Here is a 16,908-nt window from a genome sequence, read left to right as displayed (position 1 = left end):
CGGCACGGCACGGATGAATACCGCTTGCGTAAACGGGGAGGCAACTCGGCCCTGCACCTGCGGGATCGAGGGCATCCTTCATGCGCGATCCAAGCGGTAAGCCTGCCCGGACTATCCTGTCACTCGCGGACAAGACTTCGGGCCGGACGGCCGAATCGGTGGCTACAGGTGGGTGCGGATGGACTGTGCGGGATGAAGAACGCACAGGCGGACCGGACAATGGTGTGGCCAGATCGGCGCGGATGGCTTCCCGGTCAGACCAGGGCTGTTCGGCGAGGCAGAAAACAGACCGGACAGGAGAAGCCGCGAGTCGCCCGCCGCAGCGGCCGGGTTCCCCCAATCCCGTGATCCCGCCCTGCAGCAGCGACAGGATAATTCCGGCATTCTTGTAGACCAGCCGGCACCTGAGTCCCGGTATTCTCCCGAACCTTAAGGCAGTTGGCGCAGGAGCGAATGATTCCGGTTTCCCGCGTTGGCCCAGGCGAGCCGAAGAACCCAAGCCGCTCAGGCCCGTGCGCCGGATCAGCCTGCTTTCAGCGGCAGCGGTTCCATGTCCCCGTGGCGGAACTCGTCGGGCGCATCCAGGTCGGCGATCGGCGGTTCCTCTGCATCCCGGCGGATCGGCCCGGTCAAGGCGCCGTCGCCCCGATCCCCGGCACTTGCCTCGGGGCCGGCCGGTTTCCCTGCCTCGCGCGTCAGGCGCAGGGCGTGGCGCCCTGCAAGCTCGCCCAGCTTGCCGCGGAACAGCACCTGTCCCGTCGCCGTCTCAAGGCTGGCATTCGCCAGCACATGCGGTGGCAGGGCGATCATGTCGCCGGGCATCAACCCCCGCAGTTCCCCCAGCGAGATCATGCGGCGGCACAGGATCCCCGCGAGATCGATCGGAGCCGCGCGGACCGCCTTGGCCAGGGTCCCCGCGCCGGAGGCGTCCTCGGGGGCCGCTGCGGGCTTGTCCATCGCCATGGCGATTGCGGGACGCCGGGCCGGTTCCGGCCGCGCCGGCAGCGCGATGAGGATGCGGCCTTCGCGCTGCCCCGTCTCGCCCGCGCGAAGCCGGACCTGCACAAGATGGAAGCTGCCATCCTCCAGCATCAGTTCCAGCGGGCGGGGGTCGTCAAGGAAGCTCGCATAGCGGAAGCCGCGCAGTCCCTCTCCATCAGGCGGCAGGACAAGATCCTCTCCCAGTTCGGCAAGGCAGGCGTTGATGAAATCGGCGCAGATCAGGCCATCGGCCCGTGTCGGCCGTCGCACCGGGGGCGCACGGGCCGAGATGCGGCCCGTGGCCTGCATCTCGATCACCGCGCCCAGCAGGCCGGGGCAGATCGCGACCACCCCCAGGGCCTCGCCCGGCCCCTCGACGACCGAGATCAGCGCGCGTTCGGGGAAAAGCTCGGCCAGTTCGGCCAGGGCGGCCCGGCCATATTCCAGCCGGTCGAAGAACAGACGCAGCCCGTGGACCCGGTCCGCCGCCCGGCCGATCGCGCCGGCGATGATCCGGTCCAGCCCGCGTCCCGACGCAATGGGCGGGGGCGCCGCTTCGGATGCCGCACCTGCAGCTGCGCGCCGCACCGCCGCGGCCGCAACATGGCGGCGCAGAACCGATCCGCCCGCCGGCGCTTTCCCGTTTTCTGCCGCGCCCTGCATCGCCTGCCCGAATCGCCAGTGTCCTGCGGCAAATCTGGCGGAGAATCCTTTCCGGCAGGTTAGCGCCGCCCGGTCAGGACCTGAAAATCCGCTTGCGCCGGGAAGACAGCCAAAGCCGCCTACCTTAGAGCGACAGTCCCCTGCGCCCCGCCAGATCGGTGAAGAACTGCCAGGCAACCCGGCCCGAGCGGGCGCCCCGCGTGGCCTGCCACTCGATGGCCTCAGCGCGCAGGGTGGCGGGATCGACCTCGAGCCCGTAGGCGGCGCAATAGCCCTGGATCATCGCCAGGTATTCGTCCTGCCCGCAAGTGTGGAACCCAAGCCACAGGCCGAAACGGTCGGACAGCGAGACCTTTTCCTCGACCGCCTCGCCGGGGTGGATGGCGGTCGCGCGTTCGTTGTCGATCATGTCGCGCGGCATCAGGTGGCGGCGGTTCGAGGTCGCATAAAGCACCACGTTCGGCGGCCGCCCGGACAGGCCGCCATCCAGCACCGCCTTGAGCGACTTGTATTGCGCGTCGTCGCTGGAAAACGACAGGTCATCCGCGAACAGCACGAAACGCCGGTCGCTTTCGGCCAGGATCGCCAGCAGCCGCCCCACCGAATCGAGGTCGTCGCGGGCGATTTCCACCAGCACCAGCGGCAGACCCTGCGCCACCGCCTCGGCATGGACGGCCTTGACCAGCGAGGATTTCCCCATCCCCCGCGCGCCCCACAGAAGCGCGTTGTTCGCCGCATGGCCGCGGGCGAATTGCAGCGTGTTGGCCAACAGCGTGTCGCGGGCGCGGTCGATGCCCACCAGTTGATCCAGCGGCACCCGGTTCACGCGGCGCACGGGGTCAAGCCGGTCGGGGCCGGTGTGCCAGACATAGGCCTCGGCCTCGGTAAAGCTGGGGGGCGGCGCGGGCGGGGGCGACAGGCGTTCCAGCGCATCGGCGATCCGCGCCAAGGCGGGATCAGTCGTCATCAACATCGACCCACAATCCTTCTGCGCGCAACTGCGCTTCCCGTTTTGTCTCGATCCGCTTCACAAGCTGGATGGCGACCTCGTAAAGCGCGTAGATCACCGAGAACAGCACGAGCTGGCTGATGACATCCGGCGGCGTGACCATGGCCGCAAGCACCAGGATCAGCACCACCGCATAGCGCCGCATGGACGCAAGGCCCGCCGCCGACACCAGCCCCGCCTTGCCCATCAGCGTCAGCGCCACCGGCAGTTGGAAGGACAGGCCGAAGGCCAGCACGAACTTGGTCGTCAGCGACAGGTATTCGCTGATCGAGCCCTGGAAGACGATGCCCGCCATGCGGTCGTCGGTGGCGACCGGGACGGTGGGATCGTCGGGCAGGTCCAGCGGCCCGCTCTGGAAGCCCAGGAAGAAGTCGAAGGCCCAGGGCAGGATGATGTAATAGGCGAAGGCCCCGCCGATCATGAACATCACCGGCGAGGCGATCAGGAAGGGCAGGAAGGCGTTCTTTTCCGAACGATAAAGCCCCGGCGCGATGAAGCGCCACAGTTGATAGGCGATCACCGGGAAGGCAAGGATGAAGCCGCCGAACATGGCGATCTGCATGGCGAGGAAGAAGCCTTCCTGCACCTTCAGCATGATCAGCCCACATTCCTGCCCGCGCTTGGCCAGCGCCCCGCAGATCGGATGGGTCAGGAAGTCGAAGATCGGCTTCCAGACGAAATAGCACAGGATGGCGGCGCCGACAAAGGCCATCACCGACCAGATCAAGCGGGTGCGAAGCTCGGCCAGATGCTCGATCAGCGGGGCGGAACTGTCGTCGATGTCGTCAGGACGTTGGGCCAAGCCTCAGCTCCGGTCGGTGCGGCGGACGGCGTGCAGCCGGCGGGCGCCGGGTTGCGGCACCCCGGCCGAGGGCGCGCCCGTGGCGGGCGGGGCTGCGGGGGCCGCGGCCTTATGCTCCGGCTTGGGGGCGGAAGCTGCGGGGGCGCGCTCCGCCCCCGCCTCGGGTTTCGGGGGCTTGGGCGCAGACGGATCGGGGATGGCGGACTTTCCCTCTTTTCCCTCGCGCACCGGCTGCAGCGGGTCCCATTTCTCGAACTTGTCGGCGGCGCGGCCCAGCGCGTCCAGGCCCATCGACTTGGTGCTGGTCAGCTTCTGCAGGTCGCGCAATTCCTTTGTCGCCTCCTGCACGCCCGAGGCCTTGGCCGCGTCCTCCATCGCCGAGGAGAACTCGCGCGCCATGCCGCGGGCACGGGCCATGATCCGGCCTAGGGTGTGAAACATCACCGGCAGATCCTTGGGGCCGATCACGATCAGCGCGACGACCCCGATCAGCAGAAGCTCGGTCCAGCCGACATCCAGCATGACTTGTCCGTGCGCCTGTTCGACTTACAGGCGGTCGGTGTCGCGCGGGGTCACGTCGCGCAGGCCTTCGGCGCGGCGGGCGCGGGCGGCGTCGGCCTCGGCCTGGATGCGCTCGGCCTCGGCGCGGGCCTTGGCGGCGGCGCGTTCCAGATCGTCGGCGGTGCGTTCGGCGGTAACGGCGCGCTCGGTCGTGGCGTCGGCGGTGCGCTCGATTTCCTCGCTGCCGTCGCGCACGCCGCGCTTGAAGGCGGTGATCCCCTTGCCGACCTCGCCCATCAGGGACGAGACCTTGCCCCGGCCGAACAGGACCAGGACGACGATGGCGATCAGCAGAAGCGCCATGGGTGAAGGTGCGTGCATCGTCTCTCTCCGTTGTCGGGCCGCGGGGCCCGGCGCGGACGCTCGGGCATGAGCGGCCGCTTCACTGCATATAAGGATATGGGGGCCGGGCCGAAAGACCCTTTGCGGTCACAGGTCAGAGCGTCGCAGGCGCCTTTCTTTCCCCCTGAATCCGGCCAGAAGGCTGGCGCTTTGCCGCCGCCGACCCCAGATCGGCGCCATCCGCCCGACAAGGAGCCCGCCGCATGAGCGTCGATCCCGCCCGACTGATGTTCCTGCTGCTGCTGGTCTTCGCGCTGGGCGGGTTCGTTGTGGTCGAGTTCCGCCGCAACGCCGGCTCGACCTCGCGCGCGGTGATGGCCTGGGCGCTGATCTTCGTCGCGGTGATCGCGGCGGCCGGGCTGTGGGAGGACATCCGCCGTCAGGTCCTGCCGCGCCAGGCGATGGTCAGCCCGACCCGGATCGAGGTGCCCATCGGGCCGGACGGCCATTTCCACCTGACGGCCGAGCTGAATGGCGTGCCCGTGCGCTTTGTCGTGGACACGGGGGCCTCCTCCATGGCGCTCAGCCCTCGCGATGCAGGGCGGGTGGGCATCGATCTTGACCGGCTGGTCTTCGCGGGCCAGGCGCGCACGGCGAACGGGCTGGTGCCGACCGCCACGGTGCGGCTGGACAGCGTGGCCATCGGCGACATCGTGGACCAGAACGTGCCCGCCATCGTGATCCGGGGCGAGGTGGACCGCTCGCTTCTGGGCATGGACTACCTCGGCCGATTCGCCCGCGTGGGCTTCGAGGGCGGCACGCTGGTGCTGGAACGCTGAGGCCGCCCGAGGGCACCGCCGCCTGTGCGACCGGCGCCGCACCGGGGGCCAGCCCCCTCGCCCTATACGACGATGGGGCAGAGCCCCGGTCCGAGGCTTCAGCCAATGCCAAAGCGCAGCTTGTCCCGCATCACCGCTTCTTCTCCCATCGCCCTCCGGCCTCGGACCAGTATTCCGCAGCCACGCCCGCTCCCGTCAGCATCCGCCACTGACCGCGGGCTATATCAAGAGCAGCCGGATCGTTGCCGTCGAAGACCACGCAGACCCGCTGCATCGGGGCGCATTCCGCCGGATCGACCGCCGCGCCGTCGATGGCGATCAGGCAGTCGGCGCCACTGGCCTCCCCTTGCCCGGCCACGGTCAGCAGCACCGGCTGCAGCGCGTCATGTGGCCCGCCTGCCAAGCCATGGGGCAGGAAGCCGTCGCCCTGCCACAGGATCTCGTCCAGCCGCGCCATCCGCGCGGCATCGGTGCCGCGCAGTTCCACCCGCCAGCCCGCCTGCCGCGACTTGGCCGCCAGGGACGGCACCAGCGCCTCGGCGGTGGACCGGGTCAGGTGATAGAACAGCGCGTTGCCCAAAGGAGCCTCATTCCGCCTCGAAACGGTCGCGGATCAGGCGGTCCAGCGTCATCACCCCCCAGCCGGTCGGCCCCTTGGGGGCAAGCGTGGTCTCGCCCGGCGGCAGCGCCACCCCGGCGATGTCCAGATGCGCCCAGGGCGTACCCTTGCGGATGAAGCGCTGCAGGAACTGCGCCGCGGTGATGGACCCGGCAGGACGCCCGCCCGAGTTCTTCATGTCCGCCAGCCGCGACTTGATCAGGTCGTCGTAAGCCGGCCCCAGGGGCATCCGCCACAGCCCCTCGCCCATGGCATCCGCGGCCTTCAGCAGGTCGCCCGCCAGCGCGTCGTCGTTGGAAAACAGCCCCGCCTTGTCATGTCCCAGCGCCACGATGATCGCCCCGGTCAGGGTGGCGAGGTTCACCACGGCAGAGGGCTGGAAGCGGTCCTGCGCATACCAGAGGACATCGGCCAGGACCATGCGGCCCTCGGCGTCGGTGTTCACGACCTCGATGCTGTCGCCCTTCATCGAGCGCACGATGTCGCCCGGCCGCTGTGCCCGCCCGTCGGGCATGTTCTCGACCAATCCGACCAGACCCACGACATTGGCCTTGGCCCGGCGCAGCGCGAGCGTCCGCATGACGCCCGCGACGACGCCCGCGCCGCCCATGTCCATGGTCATCTCCTCCATCCCCTGCGCGGGCTTGATGGAGATGCCGCCGGTGTCGAAGACGACGCCCTTGCCGACCAGCGCGAAGGGCGCTTCCTCCCCGCCGCCCTGCCAGCGCATGACCACGACCTTGGTCGGGCTTTCCGACCCCTGCCCCACGGCCAGCAGCGCCCGCATCCCCAGACGCGCAAGCTCGTCCTCGTCCAGCACCTCGACCTCGAGGCCAAGCTCGCGCATTGCCAGCAGGCGGTCGGCAAAATCAGTGGTGGTCAGGACGTTCGCGGGCTCGTTCACCAGATCGCGGGTGAAGAACACGCCCTCGGCCAGCGCGGCGCCCGCCTGCGCCTCGCGCGCCGCCGCCTCGGGATCGGCGCAAAGGACGGTGACGCGGGCCTTTTCCGGCTGCGGCGGCTCGGCGGTTTTTCCGGTCGTGCCCGGCTCGGGCTCGGCACCCGCGGCGTCATTCAGCCGCGCGTCGGGCGCGGCGCCGTGGGTGGTGCTTTGCGGCGCGGCGGCGGGCAGGTCGCCGGCGGTCTCCTCGGTCTCGGTCTCGGCCTCGGGCTGGGGCGAGGACTTGTAGGCCGGAAAGTCATAGCCGCGCAGCGCGATCCCCAGCGTCAGGTCGGCCACCGGCGTGCGGGGGTCGCAGACCACCGTGACCTCGCCCTTGCCCATGCGGGCGCCGATGGCGGCCCCGGCCTTGCGCGCCAGCGCCGCATCGGCGCGGCGGGGCAGGCGGACAAGCTGCACCGCATCGGCGGCAAGGCCCGCGGGAAAGGCGATCTCCATCGCGCCGCCCGGCTTGACCTCGGCCCATGCCTTCGACCCCAGCGCGCGGGACAGGCTTTTTCGGACAGGGCCCGGCAGCCCCTTGGGCAACTGGTCGCGCTCGCCGACGATCAGGGCAAGCCGCCCCTCGCGTTCCGACAGATCGGCATCGGCGGCGGGCATGAAACGGATTTCGACGGGATGGGTCATCGGGAAGCCTTCGGTTGCGCGAGCCTGGCCGAGCCTAAGCCCCGCCCGCCGCCTTGACCAGACCGGCCGGGCACCGACCCGAAGGGCTTTCGCCGGACCCCTCGCCCGGCTAATCAGGACGGACCCGCAGTCAGGATGGGACATGACCCGCATCGACCGATACATGCTGTCGCAGTTCCTGACCCAGTTCGGGTTCTTCGCGCTGGTGCTGGTGTCGGTCTACTGGATCAACCGCGCCGTGCGGCTGTTCGAGCAACTGATCCAGGACGGCCAGACCGCGCTGGTGGTGCTGGAATTCACCGCCCTGACCCTGCCCGTGGTGATCGCGCTGGTGCTGCCGGTGGCGGCCTTCGCGGCCACGGCCTACGGGACGAACCGGCTGGCGTCCGAATCCGAGATGACGGTGATGCAGGCGGCGGGGCTGTCGCCATGGCGGCTGGCGCGCCCGGCGCTGGTCTTCGGGCTTCTGGTCGGGCTGATGGTCGCGATCCTCGCGCATGGGCTGGTGCCGATGGCCCGCGCCCGGCTGGCCGAGCGGCAGGCCGACATCGCGGAAAACGTTTCCGCCCGCTTCCTGCGCGCGGGCAGCTTCCAGCATCCCGGCGACGGCGTGACCCTGTTCATCGGCGAGATCGCGCCCGACGGCCGCCTGATCGACCTGTTTCTGGAAGACGCGCGCAACCCCGGCAGCCAGACCATCTACACCGCCGAGGAGGCGCTGGTCCTGCGCGGCGAGACCGGCCCCCGGCTGGTGATGGCGCGCGGCATGGTCCAGACCCTTCGCAGCGCGCCGGGGGCCGAGCCGCGCCTGTCCACCACGCGCTTTGCCGACCTCACCTATGACATCGGCGCGCTGTTTTCTGTCACCGCGCGGCGCGGGCGCGACCTGCGCGACTATTCGACGCCGCGGCTGCTGAACCCCGACCCCGAGCTGCTGGCCGCGACCGGTGCCTCGGCCGAGCGGGCGCGGACCGAGGGGCACGAGCGGCTGGCCCAGCCCCTGCTGGCCCCGGTGGGGGCGCTGCTGGGCTTTTCCATGCTGCTTCTGGGCGGCTTCTCGCGCTTTGGCGTCTGGCGGCAGGTGATCTGGGCGGTGGTGGCGCTGCTCTTCGTGCATTTCCTGTCCACCGCCGCCGCCAGCCGCGCGGCGAAGACGCCGGAAAGCTGGCCTCTGCTGTATGTGCCCGCGATTGCGGGCGCGGCCATGGTCATGGCGGCGCTGTGGGTGGCGGCCCGGCCGCGGCGGTTGCGCGGGGCGGACCAAGCCGAGGTCGCGCCATGATCCTGCAACGCTATGTCGCCCAACGCTTCCTGCGGCAATTTCTGCTGGTGACGGCAGTCTTCGTGGCGATCCTCTTCCTCATCGACATCGTCGAGCAGATCCGCCGCTTCGGCGGCGACGACATCGGCCTTGCGGGGGCGGCAGGCCTGTCGGCGCTGAACATCACCGAGGGCGTTTATGCCATCCTGCCGCTGATCGCCCTGCTTGCGGGGATCGCGCTGTTCCTGGGCCTGTCGCGCACATCCGAGATGGTGGCGATCCGCGCCGCCGGACGATCGGGGCTGCGGATCGTGGCCGCCCCCGTCATCACGGCGGTGGTCCTGGGCGCCATCCTCGTCAGCGTGATGAACCCGATGGTGGCCGCGACCACCAAGCGCTACGACGAGGCCGCCGCGCGGGCCAGCGGAGAGGTCCCGCAGGCCGTCTCGCTGGGCCGCGGCGCGGTCTGGCTGCGGCAGGGGGTGCCGGCGGGCTCGGCCGGGACCGGGCCTGACGGCGGCCAGATCGTGATCCGCGCCAGCCGCGCCAGCCCCGACGCGACCACGCTTTACAACGCGACCTTTCTTGTCTTCGACGCGACGCAAGGCCCGGTCCGCCGCATCGTCGCGCAGTCGGCGCGGCTCATCAACGGCGCCTGGGCGCTGATGGGCGTCAAGGAATGGCGGCTCGGCAGCGCCAATCCCGAAAGCGCGGCGCTGGCGCTGCCGGGCATGACGCTGCCCACGGAACTGACCGCCGCCCGCATCCGCGACGGCTTCGGCGCGCCCGAGGCGGTCCCCTTCTGGCAGTTGCCCGATTTCATCGAGGGACTGGAACGCGCGGGCTTTTCCGCCCTGCGCCACAAGGTCTGGCTGATGATGGAAATCGCCCGGCCCTTCCTGATGGGGGCGATGGTGATGGTGGCCGCGGTCTTCACCATGCGGCCCATGCGCGGGCGGCGCAGCGGAATGCTGGTGCTGACCGCATTCGTCACCGGCGTGGGGCTGTTCTTCCTGCGCAACCTGACGCAGGTTCTGGGAGAGGCCGGCGAGGTGCCGCCCGCCTTCGCCGCCTTCGCGCCCCCGCTGATCGCGGCGCTGCTGGCGCTGACCGCTCTTCTGCGGCTGGAGGAATGATGACCGCGCCTGCCTGCCTTCTTCGCCGCAGCACGGCCGCGCTGGCCATCGGCCTTGCGCTGGCGGCACCCGCCGCGGCGCAGACGGACATGACCGCGCCCCCGGTCCCCTTCGTCGGCAGGGGCGGGCCGGCGCTGGCGCCGACGGAAACGAACCGGCGGGGCGACCGGCTGGCCGACGGGACAAGCTTCACCGCGCTGCCCGTGGTGATCGCGCCCCGGCGGCCGCCCGCGCGGGCCGAGACGCCGCCCGAGCCCGATGACGCGGCCACGCTTCTGGCCGATCACGTCGATCTGTCGGGCGACCGGGTGCTGACCGCCTCGGGCGGGGTGGTGATCTGGTTCCGCGGCGCGCGGCTGATCGCCGAGCGGGTGATCTATGACGGCAACGCCGGTACGCTGGCGATCGAGGGGCCGATCCAACTGACCGAGCCGGGGACCGAGGGCACCCAATCGGAAGTCATCCTGATCGCCGACGCCGCGCAACTGGACGAGGACCTGCAGGACGGGCTGCTGACCGGCGCCCGGATGGTGCTGGCGCGCGAACTGCAGTTCGCCGCAGCCGAGGTGCGCCGCACGGGGCAGGGCCGGATGACCACGCTGACCCATGTGGTCGCCTCCTCCTGCCAGGTCTGCGCCTCGGACCCCACGCCCTTGTGGGAGATCCGCGCGCGCCGGATCACCCATGACGCCGAAACCCGCCGCATCCACTTCGACCGCCCGCAGTTCCGCGCCTTCGGCCTGCCCATCGCCACCCTGCCCGCGCTGTCCGCCCCCGATCCCACGGTCGAGCGGATGACCGGCTTCCTGGCCCCCCGCTTCCGCACGACCTCGGGGCTGGGGTTCGGGGTGATGCTGCCCTATTTCATCACCCTGGGCGACAGCGCCGACCTGACGCTGACGCCCTATGTCTCGGCCAGCCGCACCGCCACGCTGGGGCTGCGCTACCGGCAGGCCTTCGTGAACGGCGCGACCGAGATCAACGGCGCGATCTCGGACGACGACCTGGCCTCGGGGACGCGCGGCTATCTTTTCGCGAACGCCGCCTTCCGGCTGCGGCGCGACTACCTGCTGGGGCTGCAGCTTCAGACCGCCTCGGACCGCCCCTACCTGCTGGATTACGACATCACCGACGCCGACCGGCTGTGGAGCGGGGTGACGCTGGACCGTGTCGCCCGCGACCGCCTGGTGACCGCCCGCGTCGGCCGCTACGAGGCCCTGCGTGACGAGGAGGACAACGCGGCCTTCCCCGACCTGGTCGCCGACGCGCTGTGGGAACGGCGGTTCCGCCCTGCGCTGATCGGCGGCGAGGGCGGGCTGCAACTGTCCGTCCACGCCCATCGGCGCCGTTCGGGCGAGGACATCGAGGGCCGCGACATGGCCCGCGGCTCGGCCCGGCTGGACTGGCAGCGCAACGAGATCCTGCCCTTTGGAATCGTCGCGGCGATGCAGGGGCGGCTGGACGCGGACCTTTACCGCATCCGCGACGACAGCCGCTTCGACACGACCGAGGCCCGCGCGACCCCAGTCGGCGCCATCGAGCTGCGCTGGCCGCTGTTGTCGCGGGGCGGCCGGGCCGCAAACCTGCTGGAACCCGTGCTGCAGGTCGTCTGGTCGCCGGAACTGGACAACGAGGACGAGGTGCCGAACGAGGATTCCCGCCTGATCGAGTTCGATGAGGGGAACCTGTTTTCGCTGGACCGCCTGCCGGGGCGCGACGCGGTGGAAGGGGGCCTGCGGGCGAACCTCGGGCTGACATGGACGCGGATCGACCCAGCGGGCTGGTCGCTGGGGGTGACGGCGGGCCGGGTGCTGCGCAACGACCCGGACCCCGCCTTTGAACGCGGCGGCGAGGTGCTGTCCGGCCGCCAGTCCGACTGGCTGCTGTCCGCGACCTATTCCGATTCCAGCGGCCTTGCCGTCGCCAACCGGGCGCTGTTCGACAGCGACCTGTCGATCCACCGTGACGAATTGCGCGTGGGCTGGCTGCGCCCCGGCCTTGAACTCTCTGCGGGCTATCTGTGGATCGACGCCCGGACCGAGGAAGGCCGCCCGCGCGACGTGTCCGAACTGACCGCCACCACCGGCTGGCAGGTGGCCCAAGGCTGGCGGGCGACGGCCGAGACCCGCTACGACTTTGCCGCCGACCGGGCGCAGAAGGCGGAACTGGGGCTGGAATACCGCAACGAATGCGTGACGGTGGACCTGTCGGTGTCGCGCCGCTTTACCTCGTCGGACACGGTCCGGGCGGACACGGACGTGGGGCTGTCGGTGCGGCTGGGCGGCTTCGGGCGCTCGCGCGCCGATGGCGTGGCGACGGTGGCGCGGCGGTCCTGCCTGCGCTAGGTTGGCCCGCAAGAACAGAACGGCAAGACCTGAGGACGGGGCGACGATGCGGCGGATTCTTCACGCGACGACCATGGCGGTGGCTCTGGCGGCGGCCCTGCCCGCGCTGGCCCAGACGGGGCCGCTGTCGCCCGTGGTGTATGTCAACAACTCGGCCGTGACGCAGTATGAGCTGGATCAGCGCATCCGCTTCATGCAGATCCTGCGCGCCCCCGGCGCCGACCGCGAGGGCGCGCTGCAGGCGCTGATCGACGATCGGCTGAAGATGGACGCCGCAAAGCAGTTGGGCATCGCCGTCACCGACGAGGGGCTGGAAGCGGGGCTGGCCGAATTCGCGGGCCGCGCCGGGCTCGGCATCGAGGAATTCGCCGCCGCGCTTGGCCGCGAGGGGGTCGAGCGGCAGGCTTACCGCGATTTCGTCCGCACCGGCGTCGCCTGGCGCGAGGTCGTCCGGCAGCGCATCGTGCCCACCATCGATGTCAGCGACCGCGAGGTCGAGCAGGAACTGACGCGCGAGATCGAGACGCCCATCGTCACCCAGGTCCTGCTGTCGGAACTGGTGATCCCCGCCCCGCCCGGACAGGAACAGTCCGCGCTGGCGCTGGCGCAGCGGCTGTCGGGCTCGGTGACGACCGAGGCGCAGTTCGCCGCCGCCGCGCGCCAGTATTCGGCCGTGCCGACTGCGCCGCAGGGCGGGCAGCTTCCCTGGACCCCGCTGGCGAACCTCGCGCCGGGCCTGCGCGACATCATCCTGCAGATGCCCTCGGGCTCGATCAGCCAGCCGCTGCCCGTGCAGGGCGCGGTGGTCCTGTTCTTCCTGCGCCAGACGCAGGGCCGCCTGCGCGCGGGGGCCGAATCGCAGACCGTCGACTACGTCGAGCTTGCCCTGCCCTCGGCCGCGGAAGGTGCGCGCATCCTGTCCGTCGCCGACAGTTGCGAACAGGTCTTCGTCGAGGCCAACCGCTTTGCCGGCGACGTGATCCGGCGGCAGACGCAACCCCTGTCGGCAGTGCCGCTGGACGTGGCGCAGCGCATCGCTTCGCTCGACCGCAACGAGGGCACGGTGATCGACTACGGCGGGGGCGCGCGGCTGGTGATGCTCTGCAGCCGCACGCCGACGCTGATCGCCGACACGGCCGAACCGACCACCCTTCCCGGCCTGCCGGTGCCCCCGCGGCGCGAGGCACCCCCGCCCAGCGCCGCCGAGGCGCCGAATGCCGCGAACGCCGCCGCCGATGCAGCCGCCGCGGCGGGCGTCGCCACCACCGGCGACCCGCCGCTGCGCACGCGCGAGGAGGTGCGGGCGGTGATCTTCAACCGCAAGGTCAACGCGGCCGCCGATGCCTACCTGGCCGAACTGCGGGCCGATGCGCTGATGCGCCGCCCATGAGCCGGCGCCCGTGACCCCGCCGCTGATCCTGACCTGCGGCGAACCCGCGGGCATCGGCCCGGAACTCGCCCCTTTGGCGCTGGCTGCGGGGGTGCCCTTCGTCTGGCTGGGCGACCCGCGGCACCTGCCCGCGGGCACGGTCTGGGCCGAGGTCACGGCGCCCGGCGATCCGGTTGCCCCCGGCACGCTGGCCGTCCTGCGCCACGACTTCGCCGCCCCTGCGACCCCCGGCCATCCCGACCCCGCCAATGCGCAGGGCGTCATCGACGTGATCGCCCGCGCGGTGACTCTGGCGATGGAGGGAAAGGCGGGCGGCATCTGCACGCTGCCCATCAGCAAGCAGGCGCTGAAGGAAGGCGCGGGCTTCGCCTTTCCCGGCCATACCGAATACCTCGCCCATCTGGCGAGCGGGGCCGAGGTCGTGATGATGCTGGCCTCGACCACGGTTGAGCCGCCCTGCCGCGTCGTCCCCGCCACGATCCACATCGCGCTCGAACAGGTCCCGCAGGCGCTGACGCCCGAACTGATGGAGCGCACGATCCGCATCACCCACGCGGGCCTTGTCCGCGACTTCGGCATCGCCACCCCCCGCATCGCCGTCGCCGGCCTCAACCCCCACGCGGGCGAGGGCGGCACGATGGGCCGGCAGGAACGCGACTGGATCGCCCCCCTCTGCCGGCGTCTGGCGGATGAGGGCCTGCAGGTCACCGGCCCCCTGCCCGCTGACACGATGTTCCACGCCCCCGCCCGCGCCCGCCACGACGCGGCGGTCGCCTGCTACCACGACCAAGGGCTGATCCCGATCAAGACGCTGGACTTCGCGGGCGGCGTCAACGTCACCCTTGGCCTGCCCTTCGTGCGAACCTCGCCGGACCACGGAACCGCCTTCGACATCGCGGGGCAAGGCCGCGCCGATCCCTCCAGCACCATCGCCGCGCTGCGCATGGCCTGGCAGATGGCGCGAAACCGGACCGCGATATGAGATTTCTTCTTTGCAGAAATATCCCACGGGGGTCCGGGGGTGTGAAACCCCCGGCTTGCGCCGCATGAGCGCGATCGACGGCCTGCCCCCCCTGCGCGAGGTCATCGCCCGCCACGACCTGCGGGCGAAAAAGCAGCTTGGCCAGAACTTCCTTCTGGACCTGAACCTGACCGCCCGCATCGCCCGCGCGGCGGGCGACCTGACGCAATGCGACGTGATCGAGGTCGGCCCCGGCCCCGGCGGCCTGACCCGCGGGCTGCTGGCCGAGGGCGCGCGCCACGTTCTGGCGATCGAGAAAGACCCCCGCGCCATCCCGGCCCTGCAGGAAATCGCCGCCGCCTACCCCGGCCGGTTGACGGTGATCCACGGCGACGCGCTGGAGATCGACCCGCTTGCCCATATCACACCCCCGGTCCGCATCGCCGCGAACCTGCCCTACAACATCGGGACGGAACTGCTGGTCGGCTGGCTGACCCCACCCGAATGGCCGCCTTTCTGGCAATCACTGACGCTGATGTTCCAGAAAGAGGTCGCGCAGCGCATCGTGGCGAAACCGGGCGGCAAGGACTACGGCCGGCTCGCGATCCTCGCCCAATGGCGCTGCGAGGCGCGGATCGTCCTGACCCTGCCGCCGCAGGCCTTCGTGCCCGCGCCCAAGGTCGAATCGGCGGTCGTCCACCTCATCGCCCTGCCCGCGCCGCGCTATCCGGCCGATCCGAAGCTGTTGGAGGAGATCACCCGCGCCGCCTTCAACCAGCGCCGCAAGATGCTGCGCGCCTCGCTGCGCGGCCTGCATCCGCAGATCGAGACGCTTCTGGCCGAAGCCGGCATCCCGCCGACCGCCCGTGCGGAAGAAATCGACCTGGAACGTTTCTGCACCCTCGCCCGCGCGCTGGCGGCGGCGCGCGGCAGGGGCTGACCCTTCGGCGCCTCTTGAACAATCAGGGGCAAGAAAGCTGACAAAGGTCCGGTTGCGGCGGCTCTCTTGCACACAGCCCTGCAGGAAAGCCCTTGCCGACGTTTGACAAGTGCCCGGCTGAACAATCGAGTAACAGGCACAAGAAGGCCACACGGGACAACATCTCGGCCCAGCCATCCAAGGCACAAGACCCTCAGGGGTTCATGAACTTATGCTGAAATCAGCGTCCGCGGCGCAGCAGCGCCAGAACGCGGTGCCGCAAGAGGCGCGTCATGCGCGCACTCCCGCAGTCCTGGTGCCTTATTCTTCCCCGGCAGCTTCGGGGGCGACGGCCGCAGCCTCGCCGTCCTCGGTGCGGCGGCGCGGCGCGGCGCGGCGCGGAGCCGTGGCCCGCGGCTTGCGGGTGCGCGGGGGCGCCGCCTGAGGCTCTGGCGCGGGCTCGTCGCGGCTTTCGGGCGTTTCCACCGGCACCGCATTCCCGTCGCCCTGCGCTTCGGGCAGGCCGGGAAGGTCGGGCTGCGAAGGCTCGGGCCGGGCGGCATCCTCGCCGGGCGCCGCATCCGCCTGCGCCTCGGAGGGCTGCGCCTTGACAGCAGGCGTCTCGACGGCGGGGGGCAGAGGCAGGATCTCGGCGGCGGCTTCGGCGGGGGCCTCGGTCACGCGTTCGACGGCCGGGCGTTCGTCGCGGCGGTTGTCCTCGCGCTCGTCACGCCGGTCATTGCGGCCCTCGCGATCGTCGCGGCGGGACTGGCGGTTGTCGCCGCGGTCCTCCCGGCGGGTATCGCGCTGCTCGCCCCGGTCCTCGCGACGTTCGCCCTGCGGCTGGTTGCCCTGGTAATGGTGGCCGTTGCGCTGCTCCTCGCGCCCGTCAAGGCCGGGCTGCTGGCCGCCGAACTGGGCCTGGCGCTCGGCCTGCTCGCGCTGGGCCTCGCCCAGCATGCGGGTGTAATGCTCGGCGTGCTGCAGAAAGCTCTGCTCGGCCACGCGGTCGTGCGACAGTTGCGCGTCGCGGGCCAGCGCCAGGTATTTCTCGATGATCTGCTGCGGGGTGCCGCGGACCTTCCCTTCCGGGCCCGAGCTGTCGAAGACGCGGTTGACGATGTTGCCAAGCGACCGCGGATTGTTGCGGGACTTGTTGCGCGAACGGGACTTGGAAGATCTCATCGTGCCAATGTTCTTGGTCCGGCGCCGGGCGCCTGGATGCGGTTGGGGTCGCGGTGCTGCGGCAAGGGCCGGGACAGTGGCCCGGCAATTCGCGGAACGCTCCGGCAACGGTGTGTGCGGATGACCCGTGCGGGGCGTCATGCCCCTGTCACGCCGCCTGCTAACCACGCGAGACTGCCCTTGGCAAGAGAAATCGCCCGAAAACACGGGTCGTTCACCTGAAAATGCAGCCGATCAGCCCGGATCGCGCGCCAGAACCACCCGGTCGCGCCCGTCAAGATCGCGGCAGAGGCCGATCTGCTGCATCCCGCGCGCCGCGAAAATCCCGCTGACAGCCGCGGCCTGCGTCGGCCCGATCTCGACCGCA

At 70.7% G+C, this 16,908-nt stretch carries 14 protein-coding genes and 1 pseudogene; 7 read left to right on the top strand and 8 right to left on the bottom strand.

Annotation, left to right across the window (positions count from 1 at the left end):
* Positions 1-522: 522 nt before the first annotated feature.
* From Q4F04_RS10575 to Q4F04_RS16015, 5 genes and pseudogenes are all read right to left on the bottom strand, one after another.
* Positions 523-1,569, bottom strand: coding sequence for a FliM/FliN family flagellar motor switch protein (locus Q4F04_RS10575; protein ID WP_303369793.1), 1,047 nt, complete (start codon positions 1,567-1,569; stop codon positions 523-525).
* Positions 1,570-1,768: 199 nt separating this feature from the next.
* A complete protein-coding gene (locus tag Q4F04_RS10570; protein ID WP_303369794.1) occupies positions 1,769-2,611 on the bottom strand; it encodes an ATP-binding protein in 843 nt (280 codons plus the stop codon).
* Positions 2,601-3,455, bottom strand: a complete 855-nt coding sequence (tatC, locus tag Q4F04_RS10565; RefSeq protein WP_303369792.1) for a twin-arginine translocase subunit TatC — start codon at positions 3,453-3,455, stop codon at positions 2,601-2,603. Before tatC ends, Q4F04_RS10570 begins: the two co-directional genes overlap by 11 nt.
* Positions 3,456-3,458: 3 nt before the next feature.
* Entirely contained in the window at positions 3,459-3,977 is a 519-nt protein-coding gene (gene tatB, locus Q4F04_RS10560; protein ID WP_303369791.1) for a Sec-independent protein translocase protein TatB, read from the bottom strand.
* Positions 3,978-4,184: 207 nt separating this feature from the next.
* Positions 4,185-4,337, bottom strand: a pseudogene (locus tag Q4F04_RS16015) (twin-arginine translocase TatA/TatE family subunit); the annotation flags it as partial.
* A 224-nt stretch (positions 4,338-4,561) separates the two neighbouring features.
* On the opposite strand from Q4F04_RS16015, the gene Q4F04_RS10550 reads away from it, so the two are divergent.
* Entirely contained in the window at positions 4,562-5,137 is a 576-nt protein-coding gene (locus Q4F04_RS10550; protein WP_303369789.1) for a TIGR02281 family clan AA aspartic protease, read from the top strand.
* A 130-nt stretch (positions 5,138-5,267) separates the two neighbouring features.
* Here the strand turns inward: Q4F04_RS10550 and Q4F04_RS10545 are convergent, their stop codons facing one another.
* Both Q4F04_RS10545 and Q4F04_RS10540 read right to left on the bottom strand, forming a co-directional pair.
* The gene (locus Q4F04_RS10545) at positions 5,268-5,717 is read right to left on the bottom strand and encodes a DNA polymerase III subunit chi (protein ID WP_303369788.1); all 450 of its coding nucleotides are present in this window, start codon (positions 5,715-5,717) and stop codon (positions 5,268-5,270) included.
* Between the two features lie 7 nt (positions 5,718-5,724).
* A complete protein-coding gene (locus tag Q4F04_RS10540) occupies positions 5,725-7,344 on the bottom strand; it encodes a leucyl aminopeptidase (RefSeq protein WP_303369787.1) in 1,620 nt (539 codons plus the stop codon).
* Between the two features lie 142 nt (positions 7,345-7,486).
* Here Q4F04_RS10540 and lptF point away from each other — a divergent pair, with 142 nt between their 5' ends.
* The 6 genes from lptF (at position 7,487) to rsmA (ending at position 15,377) form a co-directional block, all read left to right on the top strand.
* Entirely contained in the window at positions 7,487-8,626 is a 1,140-nt protein-coding gene (gene lptF / locus Q4F04_RS10535) for an LPS export ABC transporter permease LptF (RefSeq protein WP_303369786.1), read from the top strand.
* The gene (gene lptG, locus Q4F04_RS10530; protein WP_303369785.1) at positions 8,623-9,741 is read left to right on the top strand and encodes an LPS export ABC transporter permease LptG; all 1,119 of its coding nucleotides are present in this window, start codon (positions 8,623-8,625) and stop codon (positions 9,739-9,741) included. Before lptF ends, lptG begins: the two co-directional genes overlap by 4 nt.
* Positions 9,741-12,086, top strand: coding sequence for an LPS-assembly protein LptD (locus tag Q4F04_RS10525; RefSeq protein WP_303369784.1), 2,346 nt, complete (start codon positions 9,741-9,743; stop codon positions 12,084-12,086). Before lptG ends, Q4F04_RS10525 begins: the two co-directional genes overlap by 1 nt.
* A gap of 46 nt (positions 12,087-12,132) precedes the next feature.
* The gene (locus tag Q4F04_RS10520; RefSeq protein ID WP_303369783.1) at positions 12,133-13,476 is read left to right on the top strand and encodes a peptidylprolyl isomerase; all 1,344 of its coding nucleotides are present in this window, start codon (positions 12,133-12,135) and stop codon (positions 13,474-13,476) included.
* A 10-nt stretch (positions 13,477-13,486) separates the two neighbouring features.
* Positions 13,487-14,458 (top strand): 4-hydroxythreonine-4-phosphate dehydrogenase PdxA, encoded by a 972-nt coding sequence (gene pdxA / locus Q4F04_RS10515; RefSeq protein ID WP_303369782.1) that lies wholly within the window; start codon positions 13,487-13,489, stop codon positions 14,456-14,458.
* 64 nt (positions 14,459-14,522) lie between these two features.
* Entirely contained in the window at positions 14,523-15,377 is an 855-nt protein-coding gene (gene rsmA, locus Q4F04_RS10510) for a 16S rRNA (adenine(1518)-N(6)/adenine(1519)-N(6))-dimethyltransferase RsmA (protein ID WP_303369781.1), read from the top strand.
* Between the two features lie 300 nt (positions 15,378-15,677).
* Here the strand turns inward: rsmA and Q4F04_RS10505 are convergent, their stop codons facing one another.
* Positions 15,678-16,541, bottom strand: coding sequence for a DUF4167 domain-containing protein (locus tag Q4F04_RS10505; protein ID WP_303369780.1), 864 nt, complete (start codon positions 16,539-16,541; stop codon positions 15,678-15,680).
* Positions 16,542-16,908: the final 367 nt, after the last annotated feature.

Origin of the sequence: Paracoccus sp. (in: a-proteobacteria), assembly GCF_030536915.1 — a bacterium.
GTDB lineage: Bacteria > Pseudomonadota > Alphaproteobacteria > Rhodobacterales > Rhodobacteraceae > Paracoccus.
This window is presented reverse-complemented; position numbering and strand designations above follow the sequence as displayed.

Bases quoted from the DNA above. Each gene is read 5' to 3' on its own strand.
- Q4F04_RS10570 (WP_303369794.1), bottom strand. From the start codon at position 2,611: ATGACGACTGATCCCGCCTTGGCGCGGATCGCCGATGCGCTGGAACGC.
- tatB (WP_303369791.1), bottom strand. From the start codon at position 3,977: ATGCTGGATGTCGGCTGGACCGAGCTTCTGCTGATCGGGGTCGTCGCG.
- Q4F04_RS10550 (WP_303369789.1), top strand. From the start codon at position 4,562: ATGAGCGTCGATCCCGCCCGACTGATGTTCCTGCTGCTGCTGGTCTTC.
- Q4F04_RS10540 (WP_303369787.1), bottom strand. From the start codon at position 7,344: ATGACCCATCCCGTCGAAATCCGTTTCATGCCCGCCGCCGATGCCGAT.
- lptF (WP_303369786.1), top strand. From the start codon at position 7,487: ATGACCCGCATCGACCGATACATGCTGTCGCAGTTCCTGACCCAGTTC.
- lptG (WP_303369785.1), top strand. From the start codon at position 8,623: ATGATCCTGCAACGCTATGTCGCCCAACGCTTCCTGCGGCAATTTCTG.
- Q4F04_RS10525 (WP_303369784.1), top strand. From the start codon at position 9,741: ATGACCGCGCCTGCCTGCCTTCTTCGCCGCAGCACGGCCGCGCTGGCC.
- Q4F04_RS10520 (WP_303369783.1), top strand. From the start codon at position 12,133: ATGCGGCGGATTCTTCACGCGACGACCATGGCGGTGGCTCTGGCGGCG.
- rsmA (WP_303369781.1), top strand. From the start codon at position 14,523: ATGAGCGCGATCGACGGCCTGCCCCCCCTGCGCGAGGTCATCGCCCGC.
- Q4F04_RS10505 (WP_303369780.1), bottom strand. From the start codon at position 16,541: ATGAGATCTTCCAAGTCCCGTTCGCGCAACAAGTCCCGCAACAATCCG.